Here is a 26,565-nt window from a genome sequence, read left to right on the forward strand (position 1 = left end):
CACAAAAGGCGGGTGCAAAGATACTATAATTTTAATAAAAGACAATAGTTATCAACTATTTATCTTTATAACTTTTTAATGCTACTAAATATTAACGCTCTCTCTTTAAACGCTGCTTTTTTAATACATCTTTTGTTAGCTCTTCGTACTCGGTTCTGTTCTTGAATATCTTCAACGCCATGAAAACCGCTTCTTTAAATGAACTTTCGTCAGCCACCCCTTTTCCTGCTATTTCATAAGCAGTACCATGATCTGGCGATGTTCTAACTTTATTTAAACCTGCCGTAAAATTGACTCCCTGACCGAATGATATTGTTTTAAAAGGAATCAGCCCCTGGTCATGATATGCCGCTAAAATAGCATCGAACTTTTTATAGCCATCAGATCCAAAAAAGCTGTCTGCTGAGTACGGACCATATACCAAATGGCCCATATTCGACATTTCTTTAATTACCGGCTTCATTACCTCATCGTCTTCTTTGCCTATTACGCCATTATCTCCGCTATGCGGATTTATACCTAGCAAAGCTATTTTTGGTTTGCGAATACCAAAATCCATCATTAATGACTTTTCTATGGTATTGATTTTATCTCGTATCAGTCTAGGTATTATTGCTGCAGAAACATCTTTTACTGCCACGTGATCAGTCAATAACCCGACCTTTAAGCTATCTGTCACCATAAACATCAAACTTTCGCCTTCTAGTTCTTGCGCTAAAAAGTCAGTATGCCCTGGGAATTTAAATTCTTCTGACTGAATATTGTTCTTGTTGATCGGTGCTGTCACCAATACATCTATATCTCCTTTTTTTAATGCATCGACCGCTGCTCGTAAAGATTTAATGGCATAGTCACCACCAGCTTTGGTCGCTTGACCAAAATCAATTCTAGGCATTTCTTTCCATACATTAACAATATTGATCTTATTGTCTATTGCCTTAGAAGCTTCGGGTATACCATTGAAAACAATACTGAGATTCAACTGTTTCATTTGAAAAGAAACTGTTTTATTAGAGGCAAAAATAACGGGAGTGCAAAAATCTAACATTCTACTATCTACAAATGTTTTCAATGACACCTCGCAACCTATTCCGTTTAAGTCTCCTATTGAGATACCCAACCTTATTTTCCTATTTTCCTCCATGATAATCTGTACCTTTGTAACCCCACTTAAAACCTTAAAAAGAGTTTTATCCTCCTCAAAGGAGAAGTAAAGTGGTTATCCCATTTATACATTGGGATATAAATATTCAAGCACAAAATTACTTAAATTAAACGACACATGTTTACGGGAATTATTGAAACATTAGGTAAAGTTACTTCTCTTGAAGCTAAAGGTGGCAACTTAGATATTACTATAGAATCTAGTTTAACACCTGAACTGAAAATTGATCAAAGTGTTGCCCATAACGGGGTTTGCTTAACTGTTGTTAGCTTAACGGATACAACCTATACCGTTACCGCTATTGCTGAAACTTTAAGCAAAACCAACCTAGATACTCTAAAAACGAACGATACCGTAAACTTAGAACGCGCAATGATTTTAGGGTCTCGGTTAGACGGACATATTGTTCAAGGACATGTAGATCAAACGGGGGAATGTACTAGTGTGAAGGAAGATAATGGCAGTTGGATTTTCTCTTTCACCTACGATGCCAAAACCGGTAACCCAACTATTGAAAAAGGTTCTATTACTATTGATGGTACAAGTTTAACCGTAGTTAATTCTGGCAAGAATACTTTTGAGGTAGCGATTATACCCTACACATATGAGCATACACGTTTTAATACGTATAAACCGGGAACTATTGTAAACCTGGAGTTTGATGTTATTGGGAAGTATGTTGCCAAGTTGATGGCAAAATAACCCGTTACACCTTTATAAATATCTTTTTCTGATATAGAATATAGCCAACCAAGCTATAAAACAACACTACACTTAATCCGTATAATAAGGATGATGTTTCTAGTGCCAAAAAATCATGTACATATACGGTTTGAAATAACCACCCGTGTAACGAGGTGTCGCCAATTTGTATTTGCCCCATTACCTTACTGATAAAACTTGACAAGAAATAGATAACAATGGCATTTGCACCTGCATATCTGAAGACGGAGCCGAATTCTATTTTCTTGACATCGGTTAAATAATAAATCAACGCCAAAATAAGATTTGCCCAACCTGCGGTTACCAAAACAAAACTACTTGTCCAAAGGGCTTTGTTTATTGGAAAAACGAGGTCCCAAATATGACCTATAATTAATAGACTACCGCCCAGTCCCATTAAAATGGTGGCTTTCTTTTCTTGCTTACTGGTTAAGATGAGTCCTGTGAATACTCCTAATAAGGAGCTTGCGATTGAGGGTATGGTGCTTAACAATCCTTCTGGGTCGTAATCTGCTTTGTAGTTATGAGAACCGAATACCTGTACGTCTATCCAATTGGCTAAATTATTTGGTGCCCTTTCTAATGTAGACGCCACACCTTCTACAGGAATAAATATCATCATCAGCCAATAGCCTATTAATAATAACGTCGTTACCCAAATCAACTGTTTCCAATTCAGATTGATGAATAACAATGCCGCAAAAAAGAACACGACACCTATTCGTTGCAACACCCCGGGAAAACGAATATCACTGAAATTTTTAAAGAAAGGAAAATGAATAACAAACGCTCCTAAGAAGAGTCCTAATGCAATTAACTTCAATGCTCTTATGGCAATTTTTTTATAGGCAGCTGCATCTACCGTTCTATTTTTATACGAGAACGCTATAGATGTGCCTACAATAAATAAGAAGAACGGAAAGACTAAATCGGTTGGTGTATAACCATTCCAATCGGCATGGAGAAAAGGAGCATACACATTAGACCATGTTCCCGGTGTATTTACCAAGACCATTAATAATATGGTTGCTCCCCTAAAAATATCGACCGATAAAATTCTGTCTTTTACCATCTTGCTATAAGATGTTTCCTTTAAGGCGATTCCATGCTTTTACCAACAATATTCCTGCTACCGCAGAAACAACAGTTAAAACAATTGCTTGTGTGGTTCTGCCATATATCCAATACCCGGTTGCGAACATTATAGAATAAATTAGAATTACCCCTAACAACATTGCAGTTATACCTGCAGGTACACTCCACTTTTCCTTTTCTTTTACAATTTCTACAGTATCGGTTTTTGCATCGCTTACTACTTTTGACCAACCCGGACCACCTGGTTGAATTTTAGTGTAGAAACTTCTTAAGGTATCGTTAGATTCTGGTTGTGTCATAAATGTTGCTATCAACCAAATCGCCGTAGTCAACACTACAATAAATATGTATTCTGACCAGTCTGGCAGCACCCCTGTTTCCGTTGCAAAAAGATAGGCACCTACGGGAGTCAGTTTTAATATGATAGAGATAATACCTGATGCGAACATTGCCGTGATTTCACTCCATGCATTAATTCTCCACCAGAACCATCTTAGAATAAATATGAGTCCGGTACCTGCACCGAAAGCCAATAAAATATCAAACAACTGAAGCGCATTTTGAAGCAACAATGCCAAGGCAGCACTAAACAACATTAAAACAACGGTTGAAATTCGACCTACCGCAACCAATCTTTTTTCAGATGCATTAGGATTTATCTGCTGCTTATAAAAATCAAAAACAATGTATGATGAACCCCAATTTAACTGTGTACTAATAGTACTCATATATGCCGCCACCAAAGAAGCCAATACCACACCTAATAAACCACTAGGTAGTTTGGTCAGCATAGCAGAATACGCTAAATCATGTCCTAATTTATCTGCCGTAACATTTGGGAAAGCTTCTTGTATGCTCGCTAAATCTGGGTACACTACAATAGATGCCAATGCCACTAAAATCCACGGCCATGGTCTTAACGCGTAGTGCATAATATTGAAAAAGAATGTTGCACCAATTGCATGATTTTCATCTTTTGCCGCCAACATACGTTGCGCAATATAACCACCACCACCTGGTTCTGCACCTGGGTACCAAGAACTCCACCATTGCACGGCAAGGGGAATAATAAATAAGGTTATTAATGCCTTCTTATTGCTGAAATCTGGTAATATGTTCAATTTTGAAGCTACGTTCTCATTCGCCATTAACGCTTCGATACCTCCAACTTCAGGTATATTCACTAAGTAATATGCAGCGCCTATCGCACCAGCCATGGCTACAAAGAATAAAAGGAAATCGGTATATACTACTCCTTTGAATCCGCCAAGGGCGCTAAAGGTTACTGTAATAAGACCCGCACTTACAACCGTTTGCCAAGGTTCTAGACCTAGCATAATGCTTCCTATTTTTATAGCTGCCAATGTTACGGCAGACATCGTTATCACATTGAAAATAACCCCTAAATAAACGGCCCTGAATTTTCTTAAGAAACTAGCCGGTTTACCACCGTAGCGCATTTCATAAAATTCTAAATCGGTATTTACGTTCGACTTACGCCATAGTTTTGCATAAACGAAAACGGTCAACATACCTGTGATCAAAAAACACCACCATACCCAGTTACCCGAGACTCCGTTAGTACGCACTATATCTGTTACTAAATTGGGTGTATCCGTTGAAAAAGTAGTTGCCACCATTGAAAGCCCTAAAAGCCACCATGGCATTGTACGGCCCGAAAGAAAAAATTCCGATGAATTTTTACCTGATGTTTTAGAGACATAAAACCCTATGCCTAAGACAAGGGAGAAGAAAACTATAATAAATGTATAGTCTAACGTACTGAGTTCCATAAGTTGGTTTTAGGTTGATTGTTAAAGATATATTATTTTAGGACATTCTTATACCTAATACGCTAAACGTACCACGTGCTTCTATCAATAACTACAGAAATTACCCCAACCGCTTGGATCCTTGCATCAATTGCGACCTTTATCATAGGATTATCTAAAGCAGGCATTAAAGGTATTGCCGTATTAAATGTCACCATAATGGCTTTGGCATTTGGCGCAAGACAGTCTACGGGCATGGTTGTGCCGTTGCTTGTACTTGCTGATATTTTTGCCGTTATCTACTATAATAGATATACCCAATGGAAATATGTTTTTAAAGTACTGCCGTGGATGATAGTTGGTTTACTAATAGGTGTGTTTATTGGAAACGAACTGCCCGAAAAGTTCTTTAAAATAGGCATGGCAACCATAATCATCATTACCGTTGGTATGATGTTTTATTGGGATCGTAAAAAAGACAAAACTGTACCTTCTCATTGGACGTTTGCTGGATCTATTGGTATTATAGCCGGTATTACCACCATGGTCGGGAACTTAGCCGGAGCATTCTCTAATATTTATTTTTTAGCCATGCGCTTACCTAAAAATCAATTTATAGGTACTGCCGCTTGGTTATTTTTAATCATAAATATCATTAAACTACCCTTTCACTTTTTTGTTTGGAAAACCATATCCATTGAATCGCTGACCTTAAACTTAATGCTTTTACCAGGTATACTTATAGGTTTCTTTGTGGGTATTCGATTTATTAAACACATAAAAGAAGCCTTCTTTAGAAAGATGATTTTGGTTCTGACAGCTGTGGGTGCTGTGCTTATTATGCTTAGTTAGTGGTGTATCTTTAATTTATTGTTTAATATAAAATTCTATAATGATTAAACTTTTTGACAAAACTTTAGATACAATTACTGGTCCGTCAGATAATAACGAAAATTCCTTTAATTATTATCAAAAAAGTAATCGAAAAGATATTGAAATAATTAGAAAAACAATTGAAGACTGGTTCTTATTATATCCCAAATCGGAAAAAATCGAATTAAAAAATCGCTTCAAAAAAGATATGGATTCTGCTTTTTATGAACTTTTTTTATACCAGATGTTCAAAAAACTTGGCTTTATAATTAAAATTCACCCTACACTACAAAACTCTAGAAAAAGACCAGACTTTTTAATTGAGAAAGATGGAATTCAATCTTATGTAGAAGCTAAAGTTTGTTATGACAAATCTCAAGAAGAAATGGCTTTTGAAAGAAGGAAGAATCAATTTTTTGACAACATAAACAAAGTTAAAATTTATGGATTTTCATTGAGAATTGCTGAATTGGATTTTAAAACCAACAAACAACCAAGTGTAAAAAAGCTTATTTTAAAAATTGAAAAAGAAATTGAAAAACTTGACCCAAAAGTTCTTACCTATGAAATGGAAATATTAGGATTTGAAGGTTGTCCAAATATTTATTATGAAAACGAAGACTTTCAAATAAAAATACAGCCAATACCTTTAGAAGATTCTCAAAGACATATCCTTAATGTAAATCCAATTGGGATGTTTCCAATTGAAACTTTTTGGGGCGACGGAAAAGAAGCATTACGAGATTCCATAATTAAAAAAGCAAATCGATATGGAAAAGTTAATATACCCTATTTAATTTGCATTAATGCGTTAGGTAAGAAAACTAGAGATCAAATAGACGTAGAAAGTGCAATTTGGGGTTCTCTAAAATATACATTTTCAGATTTCAATAATATTGAAAATGGAACAATGTCAAGAGAAACCGATGGAGTTTTTTTTAACTCTGGAAAGAAACAACTAACCAATGTCAGTGGGATATTTGTTTCTAAAGTATTTCCATCAAATGTGCCAAGTGCTAAATATTGGATTTATGAAAATCCTTTCGCTATAAACAAATTAGACTTTGAGAAGCTTAATTTAATTTACAATATTATTGACAATAAAGAACGAGTCGGGGTTACAGGAGAAAATTTAGATGAAATTTTAAATATTCCCAAGCGATGGTTAGATGAGTAAAAGACTGGTTTTCAAAATACAGTCAAAAAAGCACAAATACATACCATAAACCACAAACTACCAACCCAATAAAGTCCACATATTTCATATTAGGGTTAATCTTTACCCCACGTAACCAGTAATTTAGCAGTACTAACCTAAAATACCGTTACACATGAATATCATAGGAAATTTTATAAAAGGAGTTATCGATATTACCGACAAAATTACTGGTGATGACAACCCTGTTGAAGATCAAAAAGCTGTTCTTCAAAACCTTTTAGAAACCGCAAAAGAAACTTCTTTTGGGAAAGCCTATGAATTTGAACGTATTCTAGAAAGTGATGATCCTCAGCAAGCATTTCGTGATGCCGTACCTTATTTCGACTATAATCAAATCAATGAAAAGTGGTGGCATAAATTGCACGAAGACCAGACCGATGTTACATGGCCTGGTAGTCCAGACTATTTTGCATTGAGTTCTGGTACTACAGGAAAAACAAGCAAACGTATTCCGGTGACCGATGCTATGATAGACGCTATAAGACAAGCGGGTATTAAGCAGGTATTAGCAATTTCGAATTTTGACCTTCCGGCAGATTTCTTTGAAACGGGAATCTTAATGCTGGGGAGTTCTACAGATTTGGTGGAAAATGATGACCATTTAGAAGGTGAGATCAGCGGTATTAGTGCCAGTAATATTCCATCTTGGTTTAGCGGATACTACAAACCCGGAAAAGAAATAGCAAAAATTGACGATTGGGACGAACGTGTTGCAAAAATTGCAGAAAAAGCTGCGGATTGGGATATTGGTGCTTTAAGCGGAATTCCTTCTTGGATAGAATTAATGTTAAAGGAAGTCATCAAAAAACACAACCTCAATAACATTCACGAAATATGGCCCAACCTACAGGTATATACTTCTGGCGGAGTAGCATTCGGACCTTATGAGAAAAGTTTCAATGCCTTAATGGGGAAACCTGTTACCGTAATTGACACGTATTTGGCATCCGAAGGATTTATCGCCTTTCAAGCACGACCAGAAACCGATGCTATGAAATTAGTGACCGATAACGGAATCTATTTTGAGTTTGTTCCTTTCAACCCTGATTATATTTTAGAAGATGGCTCGCTTTCTCAAGATGCTCCGTCATTAACACTATCCGAGGTTGAAACCGGTCAGAATTATGTGCTTATTATTAGTACGGTTAGTGGTGCTTGGCGTTACCTTATTGGTGATACTATTGAGTTTACCGATGTGGAACGTGCGGAAATAAAAATTACAGGGCGTACCAAGTTCTTTTTGAACACGGTTGGCTCGCAATTATCTGTCAATAAATTGGATGATGCACTACAAGACATCATGGAAACTTTTGATATTGAAATACCTGAGTATACACTTTGTGCAAAAAAGTATGAAGACGGATTTTACCATACTTGGTATTTAGGAACTAACGCGACCCATGACCCAAAAGAGATTGCTAAAAAGCTAGATGAATCTTTAAAAGCTGCCAATAAAAATTATAAAGTTGCCCGTTCTAAGGCATTAAAAGGTGTGAAGGTTTTTACTATCAATCCTGATATATTTTACGATTGGAACGATAGCAACAAAAAGAAAGGCGGACAAGTAAAAATGGAGCGTGTAATGAAAGAAGATAAATTTGCCGAGTGGGAAGCTTTTGTAAATAAGCATGATTAAATGCTTATTTACCTTGGCTCAATGCATCTCTTTCTTCAACTAATAACATAATTTCTTCTGGAGATAAGTACAGATTTTTAATACGGTCAACATATGCCTGTGTTAAGCCTGCCTCTTTTAAAATAAACTCTTTGGTGGCAAGAATATAAGTTTCCATACCATGGGTAACTGCAAAAGAATCTGCACGGCGCTCTGCTTCTCGTATATAATTTTGAGAGGTTACATATTTAAAGCCGAAGCCTATTAAATTAAAACCACTTCGCTGCTGGTAATCCATCACATGACCGAGTTCATGACCTAACCAACCTATCATAATTTCTGAAGGTATGTCTTTGGTATAGTATACCGAATCGGCAATCTTAATTTTCTCACTGATCAATATAAAATAGGAACGTTTTTTTTTCGACTTAAAAACACTCCAAAATGAAGGTTGTGCCTGCATTGTTGACTTTTTGATTTCCTTTTTAAACTTGAATTCAATTTTAGTATTCGCAAGCTCAGGATAGTGAGATAGCGCAATTTTTGCTTCTTCTGTTATTTCAACTGGTATTGTATGTTGTGCAGATGCAACCATAGTGTAACTTAATAGTATTAAGATTAAATAGTTCGATTTATGTTTAAATAAGTGTTTCATTATAGTAACGGACTAAAGAATTTGGCGAGACCTTCTAAAAATTTACTAAACGGTGATCTCTTTTTAAATTTTTCTAAATCTACCTCCGCCTCTTCAGTACAGTGTTTTGTGAATAGCCCTTCTATTTCAGAAGCTAATTCTTTATTATATAAAATTGCATTGGTCTCGAAATTATGTTCGAAACTTCTGTAATCAAAATTACCAGACCCCACAGAAGCTATTTCGCCATCTATAATAATAACCTTACTATGCGAAAAATCTGGTCTTAGGTAAATCTTGGCCCCTACTTCTAGCAAAGCTTCAAACGTAGAGAACATACTATATTGAGCCAGTAACGAATCTGATATTTTAGGGGTCAACAAGTTAACTTCTACGCCGCTTAACGCAGCAATTCTAATAGCCTCCAATACTGGTTCTCCAGGTATAAAATAAGGGTTTGCAATACAAATACGCTTGGTAGCGATATTAATCATCGCTAGATATTGCTGCATGATCGACGGATATTTAGAATCTGGTCCGCTAGAAATTATCTGGGTTACCGTATCTCCTTTTGGTTCTACTTTTGGAAAGTACTTGTCTTGAAGCAGCAACTCTTCCTTACCCGCAAAATGATAGTCCTTAACAAAAATGCGTTGCAGACTATTTACCGCCGGACCATCTATCTTTAAATGTAAATCTTGCCAAACACCCAATTCTGAAACGGGTTTTATATATTTATCGGACACATTGAAACCTCCTGTGAATCCTATCTTACCATCAATAATTATAATTTTTCTATGATTTCTATAATTTAGGGTGAATAATAGATTGCCAAACCTAATTGGCATCGTTGAAAAAGCTTTTACACCAATTTCTTTAAAACGCTTTACTCGTTTTCCGCGCATAGAATTACTACCAAAAGAATCAAATAACATACGAATTTCTACTCCCTCTTTAATCTTCTTTTGAAACAGCTCATGAAATCTATCTAAAAGTGTACCCTCTTCTAAAATATAATATTGAAGATGTATAAAATCTTTTGCTTCTTCTATTGCTTTAAATATAGCTTGGAATGTTTCTTCTCCACTATTTAATAAGGTTATATTATTACCTTCATAAGGTGCGAAGTAGCTGTTTTTTCGAATAAGTGTAGCAAGCTTATCATGTTTATAATCGTCAAATTCATGTACACTTTGTTCACCCCCTTCAAGTTCTTTATAGGTTTCTGAATACAATCTTCTCTTTTCGGTCTGCTTTAGTTTAAAGAGTTTAAATTTTCTTCTGTTAATTCCAAATAGGTAATATAAAAGTGGTCCTAAAAAAGGGAAAATGATTACCGATAATGACCAACTAATCATTTTGGTTGCTCTAGATCCATTAAAAACAATATTGATAATACTCCATATTGTAACTACTAAATAAGCAAGCCAAAAAACAGTATTCATCTCTATATATTTTGATATTAAACAAGATACTATAAATTGCTTAAGGCTTTATCTAATTCAACCTATCAAGACACTTTTAGTCTTAAACGAGTTAATTACTACCTGTAAATGTGAGTACTTTTAACAAAAAGTAATGGGAGTAATTGCTATGGATAAAAAACAGATAACCCTGTATTACAGTTCTGAAAACTCAATAGGGAAACAATTGAACGCGTATGTTGAATCGTCAGGTGAAGACCATTTAACAATAGATATTTCTAAAACCAACGTCACTGGCACCCAATGGGCGGAATTAGCTGATGGTCTAGATAAGAATATTTCTGATTTAGTAAACACCGAACATGCCGATTTTAAAAAAATCTATGGCGACGATTCTATCGATTTAGATGATGATGGTTGGTTAAAAATATTGAATAAGAACCCTGTTCTTCTTAAAAATGCTATTGTTATAAAAGGAGAGCACTTTATTGAACTTACCAGTGCTTCTGATTTTAAGCAGTATATGGATCCTGACAGTGAAGGCATAGACAAACCTTATAAATAGTTCGCTGACCTATAAACATAGGGTTTATAAACTTCTAATACATAGCATTTAATATAAACCTTATGCTCAAAATTTTAAAATGGGTTGTTCTACTTCTTATTCTCTGCATTGGCGGTTATATACTTGCCGAATGGAAAATGAAAAAAGAAATCGTTAGCTTTTTAGAGAGAAAAATACCCGATCATATAGATTTTTCATACGACCAACTAACTATTAACCTTATTAAGGGTAACATTGCATTTAACGATGTTGCTGTAGTCAGTTTAGGCAAACAAACTTCTTCTTGCGAAATTAAGATTGATGCAGAACAGCTTTCAATACAAGGTTTTAGTTATTGGAAGATTCTATTTCAAAACTCCATCTACATAAAATCTCTTACACTTTCTAAACCTCACCTTAATTTTAAAACTTGCCCTAAAGACCCAAATAACGTCGTTGCAAATAAAAGTAACCCCATAAATCTTTTAAAAGAAATCTATGTAGACGAATTAATTTTTGATACGGGCATTGTAGAAATATGGGATTCAAAAGAAGAGGTTGAATTAATTGCCGTTGAGTCTATTGATCTTTCCCTGAAAGAAGTGGCTACAGACCCTAGTATTATTACCGAATATATTCCTTTTACATTTTCCGACTATACCATTGAAATTAAAAATTTTAAGGCACCGTTAGGTGATTACGAGAAATTACAATTAACCTCTATGGTCATCAATAATTCTACTATTGACGTTCAAAATATATCTCTTTCTACCATTTTTTCTAAGTCTGAATTAAGTAATGAAATTAGGTATCAGCGAGATCACTTGAGTTTAATGATTCCGGCAGTAACAGTGGAACATCATAATTACATAGTTGCCAACGATTCGCTACAGGTCAATTTTAAAACACTGTCGCTTACTGAACCGAAATTAGAAATGTACCGTGATAAATCGAGATTAGAAGATTTTAAAAACAAACCACTTTATGGCAAATTATTACAAAAATTGCCTTTTAAAGTCGCAATTGACTCCGTTTTAATCAAAAAAGGGACTATAATCTATGAAGAAGATATTCCGAATGATGTTAAAGCCGGTGCTCTTAGTTTTGAAAATTTAGATGCTTCCATCAGTAATTTATCAAACATAAGTCACACCGAAAACCCGGTTAAGATTCAGCTAGAGGCAGACTTAATGGGAACTGGGCAATTTGATCTGAATTGGGAATTTGAGGTATATGATCCACAAAGTACTTTTCTGATTTCTGGCGGACTATCAAATTTTAATACCGCAAGCTTAAATGATTTTCTTGTACCTAATTTGAGAACACAAACTACAGGTACTATAGACCAACTTTACTTTACGATTTCTGGTAACGAACACGTAGCTACAGGTGATATTAAAATGAGGTATGAGGATTTTAAATTTCAAGTACTCAACAAAGAAAGAAACGGAGTAAAAAAAGTACTATCATTTATTGGTAACTTATTTATAAATGATGGGTCAAAAACAGATAAAGATGGGTATAGATATGGTGATATAGAAACTGAGCGAATAAAGAATAAATCGTTCTTTAATTATCTATGGATCAATTTACAAGATGGTCTTTTAGATGTGCTTACCGGTAATGGTAAAAAAGAATAATAAAAACACTGTGAACTAAAAAAGCCAGGTAGTAAACTACCTGGCTTCTCATTTCATAGCAATATGTATTCTAGTTGTCATCAGTAGCATCATCTACTGCATCTTCAACTTCATCAGCTCCATCTTCGATTTCATCTCCAACATCGTCCATTCCTTCTTCAATTTTTTCTCCTGTAGTTTTTTCTTCTCTACAGCTTGTTGCAATGCTCAATGTAGCAAATGCAAATACGATCATTAATAGTGACTTTTTCATAATATTGATTTTAATAATTAGGTTAATATTTTAAATACTTAGGCTTTCAGGCTTGCTTATCTACTGCAAAGCATGCCAAAACCACATCTACAAAATTGATGTTTTTAAGGCGGAGCGCTTAGTTGTAAAAAAAAGAATATTGACTCATCTGACCAATATTATTTGATTTGCTGATTATCAATTGATTATCTACTCACATATCTTAATAACACAATTTTTTAGAGCGCCTGTTCTTGCAATAATTACCTTATATTGTGCTTATATTATTCGTTTAAATGAGCACAAAAAAAGAACTTAAGGAGTTGAATGTAGTAGATGTGGTAAAAGATATTGCCCATAGATTAGGCGTTAGCTATAAGGAAGAAAACAATGAAATTTGTATGGATATCCCTGAAGAAGCGGGTACTGGCCATATTAAAGCAATTAGTTTTTCTCATGGTGTTGGCGTTATGGATGTTGACATTACTCTAAAAAAGGAAGTACGGTTCGTATTGAACCAATCTTTAGTTCAACCACTTGAAATAATATTTAATAGAGAAACTAGCCTGCTACATGAATTTGAAGGTCAAGAAAAAAAAACCGAAATTAAACATTTAGAAAGTGCTATTTTTTCCTGCAACAGTAAATATGGAAATGTACTTAACTTAAAGGCAAACGAACCTATTTGCTTTTTTAATCTTGAAATAAACCGAAAACTATTTGAGGAGAAAATAGAATCTTTTCTTCCTGAAATGAACGAAGATTTAGAAGGTCTATTTAGGGATGTAAACGGTATTAATTTATTTTTTCATAAAGGCCATTACAGCCTAGATATTGCCAAATGTATTGAAGAAATAAACCAAAGTGAGGATACTGGCTTTACCAAAAGTGTTTTTATGGAGGGCAAGTGCTATGAAATATTGGCGCATCATTTAAGACAATATGTTGATGACTCATCACCAAGTGAGAAAAGAACCATTTTAAGACAATCTACAGTTGTAAAAATTGAAGAGGCTGCAAATATTATTGATGACGCTTTAGATGAGACTCCAGATATAATTACGTTATCAAAAAAAGTTGGATTAAATCAAAATACACTACAGAACGGATTTCAAAGTTTATTCGGGTTATCTGTTAATGAATATATCCAAAACAATAGGATGGAAAAAGCCAGACACCTAATGGAAAATACCACTTTGAACATCACTGAAATTACATATAGGATAGGTATTAACTCCAGAAGCTATTTTGCTAAGTTATTTAAAGAGCGGTACGCAATGTCACCAAAACAATACATGCAAAAACTTGCTTCTGACAATAAAAAAGAAACTAATACGATCTAAAATCACCCTTTTAGAATTATCAATATTCTATTTTAATAAAAACAAAAGTGCTCATTTATGTCAATTAACATTTCAATAGTGTTAATGAATGTGTCTCGATTCTAGTTTTTTTGTAAAGTACAATTTGTATTGTGCTTTATTATAAAACAATGAAAAAGTTAACCTTACTTAGTTCTAAGTCTAATGAAATGTTTACCCAACTACAAGATTGTATTCAGGGTAAGCTAAAAGAAGACTGCGGCGAAAGTGTTTTAACTTTTGATAATACCATTGGAAAAGGCTTTTTGCGAACCATTGATTTTAACTGGGGAGTATCTCTTTTTGATTGTAATATAAAACTGAACGAAGAAACTAAGGTTGTATTTGACACGCAGGATCTAGCACCAATTGAGTTCATTTTTATTACTAAGGGGTATTTTGACTACAGTGAAAACAATACGGATGCGTGTACCAGATTAGAGCAATTTCAGAACACTATCATATCGAACAAACGAATAGCAAAAAAAACTTTTCTGTTTCCGAAAGACGAGCATTTAAAAATAAATTTTATTCGAATAAATCGCCAAGAGTTCTTACAGAAAAAGAATAACAATGTGTGTCAATTAAATCAATTGTTGGTGTCATTATTCAATGATAATAACGGAAAAACCTCCTTTCTACATAGTGGTGGTTTTAGTTTAAGAATTGCAGATGAAATTAAATTGTTAAACGATGTTGATACAAATAGCGGTATGCTTAAGTCTCTTTCCCTTGAAGGCAGACTTTATTTAATTCTTTCGATGCAGTTATTAGAACATAAAAATTTTGAAGAAAACATGAATTTACCTGAAGCTATTTCTAAAGAGGATATTCTAAAGATTCACAAATTAACCACTTATATATTAGAGCATATTTCTGATACTGTTTCTATATCAACGTTAAGTGCAGAATCCGGATTAAGTCCCAAGAAACTTCAAATTGGTTTTAAGATTCTGTATTCAAAAACCGTGAATGAATATGTTAGGCAGTTGAAGCTTGAAATCTCCAAAGATTTTTTGAAAAATACCGATTTATCGGTTTCTGAAATTGTTTACGCCATTGGTATTAAAAGCAGAAGTTACTTCTCTAAAATATTCTTTGAAGCTTTTGAAATTCTACCAACAGAATATAGAAAACATCTTAAAAATAAGAATTCTTCACTTCGCTAATTTTCAGGATATTCATACGGACTCAACATACTATCATAAGATATATCTTGATTGAACAGGTTTCTTGCAATAGGTCTTATTTCTAATTCAGTTGAATGTGGCGGTCTTAATATCTCTTTCGCCCTTTCTAAATCGGTATTACCAGAAAGCCATTCATTCTTGATATCGCGATCCACAATAGCAGGCATATAATCTACTAAATTTTGATAATGAACAATTTCTTTTTCAAGAGGCCCAGTAAGTAGTGAGCAGGTTATAAAGCCATCTTCCAATGTGGTATAGATACCTGCCAAATACAAGATCGCTCCATTTTTCTTGCTAATGTGATAAGGGTAGATTTCTCCTTTTTTTAGAACTGATGTGAAAAAACCCGTTACAGGTATTATACATCTTTTTTCTATAAAAGAATCGTGATACCAAATATTGGTATGTGCATTTTGGGAAGGTATAGTTAACGTATTGGTCAATTTTTGAAATAGCTCCCAGTCTTCATTAAAACTGCTCGGTAATAAGCCCCATATGGCTAAATTGACCGCGTCCGGCTCATTCATGGTGATTATAGGTATTGACACCTCTGTTAAACCACTAATAACCACTTGTGGTCTATACAAATTTGGATACTTGAACAAGGCATTTGCATCTTGTTCTATCTCTTTCATTTTTGCTGTATTCGAAATTTTAAAATACATATCAATCATTCGCTTTAAACATAAAGTTCATCAATTATTATCATCACCATTATTGCAGAAAAATGAAAATGTAACCCATAAAAATAAGTGACATAAGAAATGAAATAGTAAGCAGTTTCTTAATCTTAAGGCATAAAAAAAGAGGTCTAAATAGACCCCTTTAATAAACTGTGGCATTAAACTTATCTAATGCTTTCTAACATTTTAATATTGGACAAGCCGTTTTGTATAGCCTCTTTTTGGCTTCTTAAAATAGTCGCCGTTGTTGAAGGCAATGAAGTTTCTTTCAAAACCTCCTCATATTCTTCAATAGCAGCTTTCTCGCCTCTAATTGCTTCTTCTAACATTGCCTCTGCGCTATCAGATGAAAATAGAGCTTTAACATCCATCCATGCCCTGTGTGCTGTTCCTGCAATGCTATCTCCCTTATCAACTTCTTGACCGAAAGATTTAATCTCTGCTTTTAGCTCATGTCCAAAATCATAACGTTGCCTAGCTTTTGAATCGAAAAACGACTTTAATTGCTCATGTTCTGTATTTTCTGCAGCTTTTTTGTAGCCTTTTTCAGCATCATACGTTTTTTCTAAAAGTTCGTTTAATTTTTCTCCTACTTGTTCTGTATATGTACTCATTGTATATAATTTTAATGATGCGATTTTTATTTAGAGATGTCAATCGCAATTACATCTTATAAAATTTATTTCTGTTTTTAAAATCTTGTAATTTTCTTTTCAATTCGGCTACGTCTTTTACTTGCGATTTATCTGCGAACATTAATACATGCTCCATATTGATTTCGCAAAATGCATCTTCATCAACATTTGTACTATCGTTACGCATATCATCAATGATATAATCTTTTACTAATAAGCTAATGAAGCCAAAACCTATAATTATCGATATTCCTGCAATTAATTGTACCATCTGTAATAATTTGATGACAAATATAAACGGGACTTTCACTATTTTTTACCGTTAAAAATTTTTGAATTAACTCCTTCGAATAGGGTTAAAATTCAGGCTTTTAGCATCAAAAATATAGTGCCCTTCTTGCACAATATTTAATTTAATCATAGAACTTGTAGTCTCAATTTAGTTCTCATGTTTGTGCATCTGTAAATGATATTTTCCATCACATGGTTCTCCAAAAAACTAGCTGTGATGGAAAGCACAAACAATTAAATAATTATATAATGATAAAAAAAGGTACAACTGTAAAATGGTCTTGGGGTAATGGTACTGCCGAAGGTAAAGTTGAAGAAACTTATACTTCAAAAACAACAAAGACAATTAAAGGAAATGAAGTTACCAGAAATGGTAGCGATGATGACAAAGCACTTTACATTCAACAAGAAGATGGTGATTATGTTTTAAAGAGCGAAAGTGAAGTAGAACGTGCCGATTAATTTATAATCAAGCTTTTTGGTATTTCTAATTTATATCTAAATTTAATAACGGATTAAAATCGGCAATCAGTTTTATCAAAGCTTTTTCTGCTGCGGTTTGGTATTCTGATGAAGTTGCTTTCTCTACGCTTTCAAAAACATCATTGAGCTCACTCTTTTCATACTTTTTGACTACAAATGGGTGTACGTAGTATTTCTTGCACACATTTCTAGTATTTCCTAATGCTTTAGCCGTATCGTTAAATGCTTTTATAACATTTTTTTTAATTTCACTTTCTACATCGGTTGGTTCATTTTCCATAAGCGACTCAAAGAATATGAGCGTACCAGACCATGTTCTAAAATCTTTCGCAGTAAATAGTTCTCCGCTTATTTCTTGTAAATATTCGTTGACCATACCACTGTCTACTCCCGTTTTGGTTCCGTCTTCATCAAAGAATTGAAACAGATCCCAACCAGGTATTTCTTCGCATTGCAAAACCAACCTTCGTAGCCTGCGATTATTCAATGTGATACTATGCTTTTTGCCTTTCTTACCGGTAAATTCAAACTTTAGCTTATTCTTACTTGTTTTTAAATGTCTTGTTCTTAAGGTAGACAAGCCATAAGTTTTGTTTCGTTTTGCATATTGCCGGTTTCCGATTCGAATATGGGTTTCTTCCATTAACCTTACAATTAGGGCGAGAACTTTTTCTTTAGGCCATCCATCTAACTGTAAATCTTCATCGACCTTTTTTCTAATAAGAGGCAAGGCTTCCCCAAATTGATGCATTCTTAAAAACTTGGTTCTGTTTCTGACTAATAACCACAATTCATGGTAACGGTATTGAAGTCTATGCTTCATATCATACCCAACCGCTTGCAAATGTGCATTGGCAATCGGTGCAATTTTTACTTCTTGCCATGCAGGCGGTATCACCAGTTTTTTAATCCTTGATAATTCAGCTTTTTTGCAGAGCGGTTTGTTTTTTAGCAGATATAAAAATTGATCTTTCTCTTTTATCCGCAGTATTGATAATGCTTCTCTATTCACATATTTTAAGTGCATATGTGCTGCTACATCATGTGGTTCGCTCGCTAAAAGTTCTGAATAGTTCATTTAAAATTCTTTAAAATAGTACTGATATAGATATAGAAAACACTTCTTTTGTTTATTGTTTTAAAGACAACATCAAACAAAAATAATCAAAGAGGCTTTTTATTATGTGTTCTATACCGTTCTATTGTAACTTAAAAGGATCTATTCAAATAAATCTCATGGCTTTAAACCCAAATCGATTGCGATAGTAATTTTATCGTACGCGATCTTTTTAAAATTAAAAGTTATTTACCTTTCACCCTCACTTACGACTATTGCTTATGAAAGGAGAACCAATGTTAATATGTATACCAGACATAAGCGGCTTTACAGAGTTTATGAGCGAAACGGATTTCGATTTGAGCTCAAAAATTATCCCTGCCCTACTGAATCAAATTATCTACACCAATAAAATTGGACTAAAAGTTTCTGAAATTGAAGGTGACGCGGTTTTGTTTTTTAAGACCGGCGAAATGCCCAGTCTAGAAAATTTAATTGATCAGTGCAGACAATTTTATACCGAGTTCTACAAAGAACTAAACTCACTTAGAGTAAAACATAAGAAAAATAAAGATGCCGATTCGATGCCAGACATTCTGGGCTTAAAAATCATTTTACATTACGGTAAAGAAATTGCGTTGACTAAAGTTGGCAACAGCATTAAACTATTTGGCGAAGACTTGATTATTGCACACAAACTTTTGAAAAACAAAATTAGATTAAGCGAATATTTATTGCTTACCGAAGGCTTAACTAATTACTATAAAGAGAATAATTTAGATAACCAATTCGATTGGGGATCGCTAAAACAAAACTCAACGGAGTATGACCATGTAGGTGAAATTAACTACTCATATATCAATTTAAAACCCTTGGTAGAAGAATAAGTTTTACATCACTTCTAAACTGTAAAACGTTCATCATTGCCTCTTATGAGTCAATGATAACCCTCTATATCCTTTAATTTTGTAACAGAAAAATTAAATAAAATTATGAGCTATTTAGATATAAAATCAAAAGATATACAACCAATCGTTGATGAATTGAACATATTGTTGGCAGATTACAATTTGTACTACCAAAATCTCAGAGGTTACCACTGGAATGTTTCCGGAAAGAACTTTTTTGACCTTCATATTAAGTTCGAAGAACTCTATACCGATGCAAGAATTAAAATCGATGAAATTGCTGAGCGTATCTTAACTCTAAGACATAACCCAACTAGCGAGTTTTCAAAATATTTTGAAATGTCATCTATTAAAGAAACATCTTCTCTAATTGCAGATACCGATATGGTAGACCACATTTTAGATCAACATGAGATTTTGTTGAAGCAAATGAACAAGGTAATTAAGAAAGCTGAAGCTGGCGGTGATGAAGGAACTATTGATATGATCGGTGGTTATATTGGCGAGATTGAAAAAGTAAGTTGGATGCTTGATGCCTGGTCAAAAGAATAAAATTTAAATACATAGTAAAGTATAAAAAAAGCACCTCATTAAAAGAGGTGCTTTTTGCTTTCAACTAGATTACAAATGCAATCTAATTGTTTATCATTTTACTACTTTTCGCATTAAATATAACATACCAAATTTTTTGGCTGCAGAAAATGCGGTTGACACCCAGTTATACGGACTCAAATCTTGCTGCACATCTTGCTTTAACCCTTTTAATTCTTCTAAAGCTATTTGTCTCTCCAACTTCAGGCGTTTTAAATTATACTCTATCTCATTAAAATTTTTGTACATATCTCTATTAGTTAAAAAATTTATCCGACAACTTTCTTACCAACATGTTATCTATTTTACCTCTAAAAATATAGGCTAAAATCAATAGTATTATAAATAAAGCTCCTGCTATTAAACACGCGCCTACCATACTCTCGAGAACATTCGCCAAGAAAACAACACCAGCTACCGTTATAAATATAAGTGCCAAAAAAGCAAGACCACCTATAACTGCCATTTTCAGCAGCATACCGGTGGTCATTGTTAATTGTTGAAACACTTTTAGCGTATAGTATTCTTGGGTTTTCTTATAGTAAACCTCTCCTACATCAATTGCCTTGTTAGACGTTTCGTTAAGTGATTCAATAACTCCCATTTATACTGTTTTCTGCAGTTTCTTATTTTTCATTTTCAACTCAGCTAACTTTTTCTCTAAAGTTGAAATAACATCATCTGTCTTATAACTTAAATCAGATACTAAAGATTCTACTCGTGCATCTAAAGTTACTTTTTCGTCGACCATTTTAGATGCTACTCTATTTTTAAGATCTACTGCACTTTCAGTAAAATTATCTCTTGTTGCAGCTGCTTGGTCAGCAATTAATTTTCTTGTGTTCTCACCTTTATCTGGTGCATAAAGAATTCCTAAAGCTGCACCGATTGCAGAACCTGCAATAATTGCTAATAATGTATTTCCGCTATTGTTCATATTAAATATTTTAGATTAAACGTTTTTTATTCGTGATAAACTATTGCTTATCGTGTTGTACAAATGTCTAAAATAAAGATACAACTACTTAACTCAAAACCTTTTAAAATTGACGTTAACAATAGCTTAAAAGGGTTAAGAATTATTTGAAACGAATTAATGCATCAAACTGTTTACCTCTAAATTTGTAACTATGAAAGAATATGAAACTAAGAATCCGTACAACAGTGAAGTTGTTAAGACTTATGTACAAGACAGCACTGCCGATATAGATAAAAAACTACAAAAAGCCTTAGCTATAGAAGCCTCTTGGGCAGCTGTAGAAATTGAAGATAAGTGCGAACTTCTTTCCAATGTGGCAGAACTGCTTATAGACCGTAAAGAGGAATATGCAGAGCTGATGACCCAAGAAATGGGAAAACCTTATTCTCAAGGTATTTCTGAAATTGAAAAATGTGCTTGGGCATGTGATTTTTATGCACATAATGCTGAAAATCTTTTAGCCGATGAGCTCATAGAAACCGATGCCGATGAGAGTTTTATTAGTCATGATCCCTTAGGTTGCATTCTTGCCGTTATGCCATGGAACTACCCATTTTGGCAAGTAATACGTTTTGCGGCACCTACATTAACCGCAGGTAATACCGCATTGCTTAAACATGCACAGAATGTAACGGGTTGCTCACTTGCTATTGAACAATTGTTTTTAGATGCAGGATATCCTGAAGGATGTTTTCAAAGTTTAAAAGCAGGTCATGAAGAGATTGAGAAGCTTATTGCCAATGACGGAATCAAAGCGGTAACCTTAACCGGAAGCGAAAAAGCCGGTAAATCAATAGCAGGTACGGCAGGAAAGAACTTAAAGAAATCTGTTCTTGAACTTGGCGGAAACAATGCATGTATCGTTTGGGAAGATGCCGATTTAGATGAGCACATCGATACTATGGTAATGGCACGTATGCAGAATACAGGTCAAAGTTGTATCGCTGCAAAACGCTTTATTGTTTGTGAAAACATTTATGATTATTTTCTAGAAAAATTTACGGCAAAAGTGAAATCACTTAAAAGCGGTGATCCTATGAAAGAAGATACTTTTATAGGTGTTATGGCTCGAGAAGATTTAGCCGAAGAACTTCAAAAACAAGTGAACGACTCTATAAAACAAGGTGCCAAGGTTGTGTTAGGCAATATGCGCAATGGTGCATATTATTCTCCTACCATACTTACAGATGTTACCGAAGATATGCCGGTTTTTAAAGAAGAAACTTTCGGCCCTGTGGCGGCAATTATTAAAGCTAAAAACAGAGAAGATGCTATTACCATAGCAGCGAATTCTAGATTAGGACTCGGTAGTATGTTATTCACAGAAGATACCGATGCGGCAATGGATATTATTTCCGACATACCAGACGGGGCATTTTTTGTCAACGATATGGTAAAATCTGATCCTAGATTACCCTTTGGTGGTACAAAAGCATCTGGCTATGGTAGAGAATTATCTAGAGAAGGTATCTTAGAATTTGTCAACAAAAAAACAGTTTATATTAAAAAATAATACGCATGAATAAAGAAACAGAAGAAACAAAATTCGTTAAAGAACCTGAAGAGAATACACAGCAATATATACTTCAGAAAAATAAAAAAACAAAAGTAGGGATTACCATTTTAGTAGCTTTTCTAGTACTACTTGTAATTGGTGTTATTGTATCGAACATATTTTTCACCAACTAAAAACTAGTATCTAATAATTGATAAATGATCAACCAACCAATTAAATCCACTTGGGTAAAACATCTCACATTTACCATTTTAGTACTGTTAGGTTCTTCCTGTGCTACATTTAAAGAACAAAGCAATATAAATAATGAGAAAATCACAGCAAATAAAGAAGTGACCTATTCTTTTTACATTGCTGGGGGATTAGGAAATTCTTCTTCATTACCAAATAAAGCTCTATTGCAGCGCTTTAAAGAAGAGCTTGATCGTGCTTCTGAAAATAGTACTTTACTATTTACCGGAGATAATATTTCACCAGATATAAACAATTGGGATATTGATAGTTTACTTATCAAAGCACAGTTAGATATATCATCTAATTTTAAGGGAGAAACCGTTTTTTTACCCGGTAATAATGAATGGAAAAGCTACGAACTTAAGAAAATTGAAAAGGTTGAAAATTTATTAAAAGATATTGCAAGAGAACATACTGCGGTTGTACCCAATAATGGTTGTCCGATAGAACATAGGGTCATTAACGATGACTTAGATCTGATAATAGTTGACTCGAAATGGTTCGTGTCCAATTGGTCTAGAGTTGAAGATATCAATAGTAAATGCACAGACATTATTACCCGTAGAAGATTTATGGAAGAACTCGAAGGGTATATTGGCGATGGGGCTGGTAAAAATATCGTAATTGCAATGCACCACCCAGTTTTTACAAATGGTATTTATGCGGGGAATACAACTCTTAAGGACCACCTTACTCCAATTCCTGTTTTAGGTACCATCAAGAATACGGTAATGGGCTTAGGTGCCTTTGATCCTGAACATGTAAATTCTAGAAGATATAACTACCTAAGAATAGCGGTAAGTGCCTTAGCACAGGCTAACGATAGAATTACACTAGTTTCTGGTCATGAAGAAAGTCTTCAATTATTAGAGGGTGGTGGTATTCATCAAATCATTAGTGGCTCTTTAGGTACAAAAAGTGCAACTAATCTAGGAGATGGTAGAATTACCGCAATAGGTGGGTCTATTGAATACAAAGGACAATATGCTTTTGGAGATAGAGGATTTGCTAGACTAGATTACTATAAAGATGGAAGTTCAAAAGTTACTTTTATCTCTGAGCATAATCTTGATAAAGATACCGAACTATCTGTTCTGCCTGAATTTGAACCTAAAAAAGAATATACCCAATTTAACATAAGCTCGCAATTAATAGAGAATAGTGCAATTTTAGATGATCCTAATGATTTTAACAAAAGTGCAGCTTATACATTTCTTTGGGGTGATCGTTATCGTAAATATTATGGTCAACCTGTAGACGCACCAGTTGTAAAACTTGACACTCTATATGGTGGTTTATCTGTAGTAAAAGAAGGTGGTGGTCACCAGTCTTTTTCGCTCCGTTTAGAAGATGCCAATGGCAAACAGTACGCAATGCGTTCTTTACGAAAAAGTGCCTTAAAATTTCTAAAATTTAAACTCCCCGGCATTTCATATAATACGGAGGATTATCAAGATACTTGGGCAGAAAAAGCTATTTCTGATTTTTTTACTACTGCCCACCCATACATGCAGTTAGTTATTGACCCTTTGGCCAAATCTGTACAAATTAACCATTCTGACACCGATTTGTTCTATGTTCCAAAACAAGATAGTTTAAAGCAATTCAACGAAAATTATGGTGATGAACTTTATTATATAGAAAGAAGACCTTCAGAAGAGCAGGCTAATTATAAAGGTTACAGAAGAAGTATTGATCAAAATTCTGGCAAAGTTGTAGATTATGAAAGTACAACAGATATGCTTGAGAAAATTAAAAGTGATGAATCATATTCTGTTGACGAAAGGGCATTTATACGTGCAAGAATTTTTGACATGTTATTAGGCGATTGGGATCGTCACCAAGACCAATGGAGATGGGTTGAATATGAAAGTCCGGATGGTGAAAAAGAATTTTTGCCCATTCCTCGAGATCGTGATAATGCCTTTCCAAGATTTGACGGCAAAGTTATACCTTTTGTAAATTGGTTTGCTCCAAATTCAAGAAATTGGGAAACTTATGATGATGATGTTGATAATGTAAAATGGCTGAACCTTTCTGGCAATAAATTAGACCGAGCCTTGCTAACCTCTTTCGGACCCGAGGTTTGGGTCGAAGAGGCTATAGCCATACAAGAAGGTATGACTTCAAATGTAATTGAAAAGGCATTCACCCGATTGCCTAAATCTGTACAAGACGAAACCTCTGAATTTATTAAAGAAAGTCTAAAGCAACGTCTTTCAACCTTGCCTGAGGTCGCAAAATCATATGCTGAATACCTCAACAAAATCGTAGCTGTAACCGGCACCGAAAAAGATGATATTTTCACCCTTACAAAGATGAAAAATGGTGACACAAAGGTTGAAGTAAAACGAATCTTATCAGACGAAAAAGATGAATTAATTTATTCTAGAATTTTTAACGATAGTCTAACCAAAGAACTTTGGGTTTACGGTTTAGGCGATGATGATGTTTTTAAGGTTGAAGGAAGTGAAAACCCTAAAACAAAATTAAGAATCATTGGTGGTTATGGTAAAGACACTTATAAAATCGAAAATAAGAAAAGAGTGAAATTATATGATTGGGAACATGAGAAAATAAATATTGAAGAACTAGAACCTGCCACATCGTTTTCGAATAACTATGAAACAAATACCTTTCATTTTAGATTCTTTGAGCCTAATAGCAATATTTTAATGCCAAATATTGGGTTTAGAACAGATGATGGTTTCTTTTTAGGTGGCTCAAACACCTATACGCAAGATGGTATTGACGGTAATACTTTTAAACAACGACATACTGTAAGCGCCAATTACTTTTTTAAATTTAAAGCTGCAGAAATCTCTTATTCTGGTGTATATGGTAGCGTTTTCCCTGGGTGGAATTTTGAAATGGATGCTTATTTTGCTAATGATAGATATGTAAGTAACTTCTTTGGTTTTGGTAATGAAACCGTAAACAATGAAGATGCATTGAACAGAGACTATTATAGAGGTAGAACTAGAACATTTAAAGCAAGTGCCGGTCTAGCTTTTTATGACCTACGGATAAAAGGTTTATTTGAATCTTTTAAAGTAGATGACAATCCTAACAGACTATTTAATTCAAATAACTTAGAGGATGCGGTCTTTGATAATCAAAATTATGGAGGGGCGGAACTGACCGGTTTTTATGATCGTGACGATGCCGGTGATTTCCCTTCTAAAGCTATTTATTTCGGTTTTTCAGCAGGATATAAAATCAACCTGAACAATAATGCCAACAAGTTTGGTTATGCCTCTTTAAAAGTTGGGATCGATCACAAATTAGAATCTAAGGGGAACCTAGTTCTAAGTACAACTGCAGAATACAAAGGTCTTTTCGATTATAACGATGTCTATTTCTACCATACCCCGTCAATTGGTGGTAATAATGGTTTACGTGGATTCAGAGATGAAAGATTTACAGGTAAATCATATTTCTATCAATCATCGGACATTAAATTGAAGCTTAAAAGCTATGTTACGGCAGTTGCACCAATTACCGTTGGGATGTATGGCGGATTTGATTATGGTAGGGTTTGGATGCCAAATGAAATTTCTAATGTATGGCACACCTCTCAAGGTGGTGGTTTCTGGATCAGTAGTTTAAAAGCACTGACCCTTAATATAGGGTATTTTAATTCTAAGGAAAGTAACCTAATTCAAGTCGGCTTCGGACTTTCTATTTAACTCAACTAA

Annotated in this window: 27 protein-coding genes; 14 read left to right on the forward strand and 13 right to left on the reverse strand. The window is 34.2% G+C overall.

Features of this window, described 5'->3' with window-relative positions; genetic code table 11:
* Window positions 1-91: 91 nt before the first annotated feature.
* Window positions 92-1,144 (reverse strand): 4-hydroxythreonine-4-phosphate dehydrogenase PdxA, encoded by a 1,053-nt coding sequence (gene pdxA / locus CLV90_RS01185; protein ID WP_133685698.1) that lies wholly within the window; start codon window positions 1,142-1,144, stop codon window positions 92-94.
* A 138-nt stretch (window positions 1,145-1,282) separates the two neighbouring features.
* Here pdxA and CLV90_RS01190 point away from each other — a divergent pair, with 138 nt between their 5' ends.
* Window positions 1,283-1,867, forward strand: coding sequence for a riboflavin synthase (locus tag CLV90_RS01190; protein WP_133685699.1), 585 nt, complete (start codon window positions 1,283-1,285; stop codon window positions 1,865-1,867).
* A 4-nt stretch (window positions 1,868-1,871) separates the two neighbouring features.
* Here CLV90_RS01190 and CLV90_RS01195 read toward each other — a convergent pair whose 3' ends face one another.
* Together CLV90_RS01195 and CLV90_RS01200 are read right to left on the reverse strand one after the other, a co-directional pair.
* On the reverse strand, window positions 1,872-2,960 hold the full coding sequence (locus tag CLV90_RS01195; RefSeq protein ID WP_133685700.1) for an acyltransferase family protein: 1,089 nt from the start codon (window positions 2,958-2,960) through the stop codon (window positions 1,872-1,874).
* Between the two features lie 4 nt (window positions 2,961-2,964).
* Complete coding sequence (locus tag CLV90_RS01200) at window positions 2,965-4,776, reverse strand: sodium:solute symporter family protein (RefSeq protein ID WP_133685701.1); 1,812 nt, start codon at window positions 4,774-4,776, stop codon at window positions 2,965-2,967.
* Window positions 4,777-4,851: 75 nt separating this feature from the next.
* Here CLV90_RS01200 and CLV90_RS01205 point away from each other — a divergent pair, with 75 nt between their 5' ends.
* From CLV90_RS01205 to CLV90_RS01215, 3 genes are all read left to right on the forward strand, one after another.
* The gene (locus tag CLV90_RS01205) at window positions 4,852-5,607 is read left to right on the forward strand and encodes a sulfite exporter TauE/SafE family protein (RefSeq protein WP_133685702.1); all 756 of its coding nucleotides are present in this window, start codon (window positions 4,852-4,854) and stop codon (window positions 5,605-5,607) included.
* Window positions 5,608-5,647: 40 nt separating this feature from the next.
* Window positions 5,648-6,805 (forward strand): hypothetical protein, encoded by a 1,158-nt coding sequence (locus CLV90_RS01210; protein ID WP_133685703.1) that lies wholly within the window; start codon window positions 5,648-5,650, stop codon window positions 6,803-6,805.
* A gap of 154 nt (window positions 6,806-6,959) precedes the next feature.
* Window positions 6,960-8,483, forward strand: a complete 1,524-nt coding sequence (locus CLV90_RS01215; RefSeq protein ID WP_133685704.1) for a GH3 family domain-containing protein — start codon at window positions 6,960-6,962, stop codon at window positions 8,481-8,483.
* Between the two features lie 4 nt (window positions 8,484-8,487).
* On the opposite strand, the gene CLV90_RS01220 is transcribed toward CLV90_RS01215, so the two are convergent.
* Window positions 8,488-9,117, reverse strand: a complete 630-nt coding sequence (locus tag CLV90_RS01220; protein WP_243835237.1) for a hypothetical protein — start codon at window positions 9,115-9,117, stop codon at window positions 8,488-8,490.
* Entirely contained in the window at window positions 9,117-10,541 is a 1,425-nt protein-coding gene (gene cls / locus CLV90_RS01225) for a cardiolipin synthase (protein WP_133685705.1), read from the reverse strand. The genes CLV90_RS01220 and cls overlap by 1 nt, the downstream gene beginning before the upstream one ends.
* A gap of 133 nt (window positions 10,542-10,674) precedes the next feature.
* On the opposite strand from cls, the gene CLV90_RS01230 reads away from it, so the two are divergent.
* Entirely contained in the window at window positions 10,675-11,085 is a 411-nt protein-coding gene (locus CLV90_RS01230) for an arsenate reductase family protein (RefSeq protein WP_133685706.1), read from the forward strand.
* A 62-nt stretch (window positions 11,086-11,147) separates the two neighbouring features.
* Entirely contained in the window at window positions 11,148-12,704 is a 1,557-nt protein-coding gene (locus CLV90_RS01235) for a hypothetical protein (RefSeq protein ID WP_133685707.1), read from the forward strand.
* 70 nt (window positions 12,705-12,774) lie between these two features.
* On the opposite strand, the gene CLV90_RS01240 is transcribed toward CLV90_RS01235, so the two are convergent.
* A complete protein-coding gene (locus CLV90_RS01240) occupies window positions 12,775-12,957 on the reverse strand; it encodes a hypothetical protein (RefSeq protein WP_133685708.1) in 183 nt (60 codons plus the stop codon).
* A 275-nt stretch (window positions 12,958-13,232) separates the two neighbouring features.
* On the opposite strand from CLV90_RS01240, the gene CLV90_RS01245 reads away from it, so the two are divergent.
* Both CLV90_RS01245 and CLV90_RS01250 read left to right on the forward strand, forming a co-directional pair.
* Entirely contained in the window at window positions 13,233-14,279 is a 1,047-nt protein-coding gene (locus tag CLV90_RS01245; protein WP_133685709.1) for a helix-turn-helix domain-containing protein, read from the forward strand.
* 149 nt (window positions 14,280-14,428) lie between these two features.
* Entirely contained in the window at window positions 14,429-15,466 is a 1,038-nt protein-coding gene (locus CLV90_RS01250; protein ID WP_133685710.1) for a helix-turn-helix domain-containing protein, read from the forward strand.
* On the opposite strand, the gene CLV90_RS01255 is transcribed toward CLV90_RS01250, so the two are convergent.
* The 3 genes from CLV90_RS01255 to CLV90_RS01265 all read right to left on the reverse strand — a co-directional run bounded on the left by CLV90_RS01255 (window position 15,463) and on the right by CLV90_RS01265 (window position 17,079).
* On the reverse strand, window positions 15,463-16,125 hold the full coding sequence (locus tag CLV90_RS01255) for an SOS response-associated peptidase (protein ID WP_166638514.1): 663 nt from the start codon (window positions 16,123-16,125) through the stop codon (window positions 15,463-15,465). The two genes, CLV90_RS01250 and CLV90_RS01255, sit on opposite strands and share 4 nt — an antisense overlap.
* A gap of 212 nt (window positions 16,126-16,337) precedes the next feature.
* Window positions 16,338-16,787 (reverse strand): ferritin-like domain-containing protein, encoded by a 450-nt coding sequence (locus CLV90_RS01260; protein WP_133685712.1) that lies wholly within the window; start codon window positions 16,785-16,787, stop codon window positions 16,338-16,340.
* Between the two features lie 49 nt (window positions 16,788-16,836).
* Entirely contained in the window at window positions 16,837-17,079 is a 243-nt protein-coding gene (locus CLV90_RS01265) for a hypothetical protein (RefSeq protein ID WP_133685713.1), read from the reverse strand.
* A gap of 269 nt (window positions 17,080-17,348) precedes the next feature.
* On the opposite strand from CLV90_RS01265, the gene CLV90_RS01270 reads away from it, so the two are divergent.
* Entirely contained in the window at window positions 17,349-17,561 is a 213-nt protein-coding gene (locus CLV90_RS01270) for a hypervirulence associated TUDOR domain-containing protein (protein ID WP_133685714.1), read from the forward strand.
* A gap of 25 nt (window positions 17,562-17,586) precedes the next feature.
* Here the strand turns inward: CLV90_RS01270 and CLV90_RS01275 are convergent, their stop codons facing one another.
* Window positions 17,587-18,660, reverse strand: a complete 1,074-nt coding sequence (locus CLV90_RS01275) for a DNA topoisomerase IB (protein ID WP_133685715.1) — start codon at window positions 18,658-18,660, stop codon at window positions 17,587-17,589.
* Window positions 18,661-18,920: 260 nt separating this feature from the next.
* Between CLV90_RS01275 and CLV90_RS01280 the strand changes: the two genes are divergently transcribed.
* Together CLV90_RS01280 and CLV90_RS01285 are read left to right on the forward strand one after the other, a co-directional pair.
* Complete coding sequence (locus CLV90_RS01280; RefSeq protein ID WP_133685716.1) at window positions 18,921-19,526, forward strand: DUF2652 domain-containing protein; 606 nt, start codon at window positions 18,921-18,923, stop codon at window positions 19,524-19,526.
* Window positions 19,527-19,631: 105 nt separating this feature from the next.
* The gene (locus CLV90_RS01285) at window positions 19,632-20,099 is read left to right on the forward strand and encodes a Dps family protein (RefSeq protein WP_133685717.1); all 468 of its coding nucleotides are present in this window, start codon (window positions 19,632-19,634) and stop codon (window positions 20,097-20,099) included.
* Window positions 20,100-20,192: 93 nt separating this feature from the next.
* Here the strand turns inward: CLV90_RS01285 and CLV90_RS01290 are convergent, their stop codons facing one another.
* From CLV90_RS01290 to CLV90_RS01300, 3 genes are read right to left on the reverse strand one after another with little or no spacing between them, the layout of a single operon-like run.
* Window positions 20,193-20,339 carry a hypothetical protein gene (locus CLV90_RS01290; RefSeq protein WP_243835238.1) on the reverse strand — a complete coding sequence of 49 codons (147 nt, stop codon included), beginning with the start codon at window positions 20,337-20,339 and terminating at the stop codon, window positions 20,193-20,195.
* 55 nt (window positions 20,340-20,394) lie between these two features.
* Window positions 20,395-20,742 (reverse strand): phage holin family protein, encoded by a 348-nt coding sequence (locus CLV90_RS01295; protein ID WP_133685719.1) that lies wholly within the window; start codon window positions 20,740-20,742, stop codon window positions 20,395-20,397.
* Window positions 20,743-21,075, reverse strand: coding sequence for a YtxH domain-containing protein (locus CLV90_RS01300; protein ID WP_133685720.1), 333 nt, complete (start codon window positions 21,073-21,075; stop codon window positions 20,743-20,745).
* A 193-nt stretch (window positions 21,076-21,268) separates the two neighbouring features.
* Here CLV90_RS01300 and CLV90_RS01305 point away from each other — a divergent pair, with 193 nt between their 5' ends.
* The 3 genes from CLV90_RS01305 to CLV90_RS01310 are packed head-to-tail and all read left to right on the forward strand — an operon-like array spanning window position 21,269 to window position 26,556.
* Complete coding sequence (locus CLV90_RS01305) at window positions 21,269-22,630, forward strand: NAD-dependent succinate-semialdehyde dehydrogenase (protein ID WP_133685721.1); 1,362 nt, start codon at window positions 21,269-21,271, stop codon at window positions 22,628-22,630.
* A gap of 5 nt (window positions 22,631-22,635) precedes the next feature.
* A complete protein-coding gene (locus CLV90_RS19150; protein WP_166638515.1) occupies window positions 22,636-22,806 on the forward strand; it encodes a hypothetical protein in 171 nt (56 codons plus the stop codon).
* Window positions 22,807-22,830: 24 nt separating this feature from the next.
* Window positions 22,831-26,556, forward strand: coding sequence for a BamA/TamA family outer membrane protein (locus CLV90_RS01310; protein WP_133685722.1), 3,726 nt, complete (start codon window positions 22,831-22,833; stop codon window positions 26,554-26,556).
* The last annotated feature ends 9 nt before the right edge of the window (window positions 26,557-26,565 follow it).

The sequence above is a fragment of the Maribacter spongiicola genome, from assembly GCF_004364165.1.
In the GTDB taxonomy this organism is placed as follows: Bacteria; Bacteroidota; Bacteroidia; order Flavobacteriales; family Flavobacteriaceae; genus Maribacter; species Maribacter spongiicola.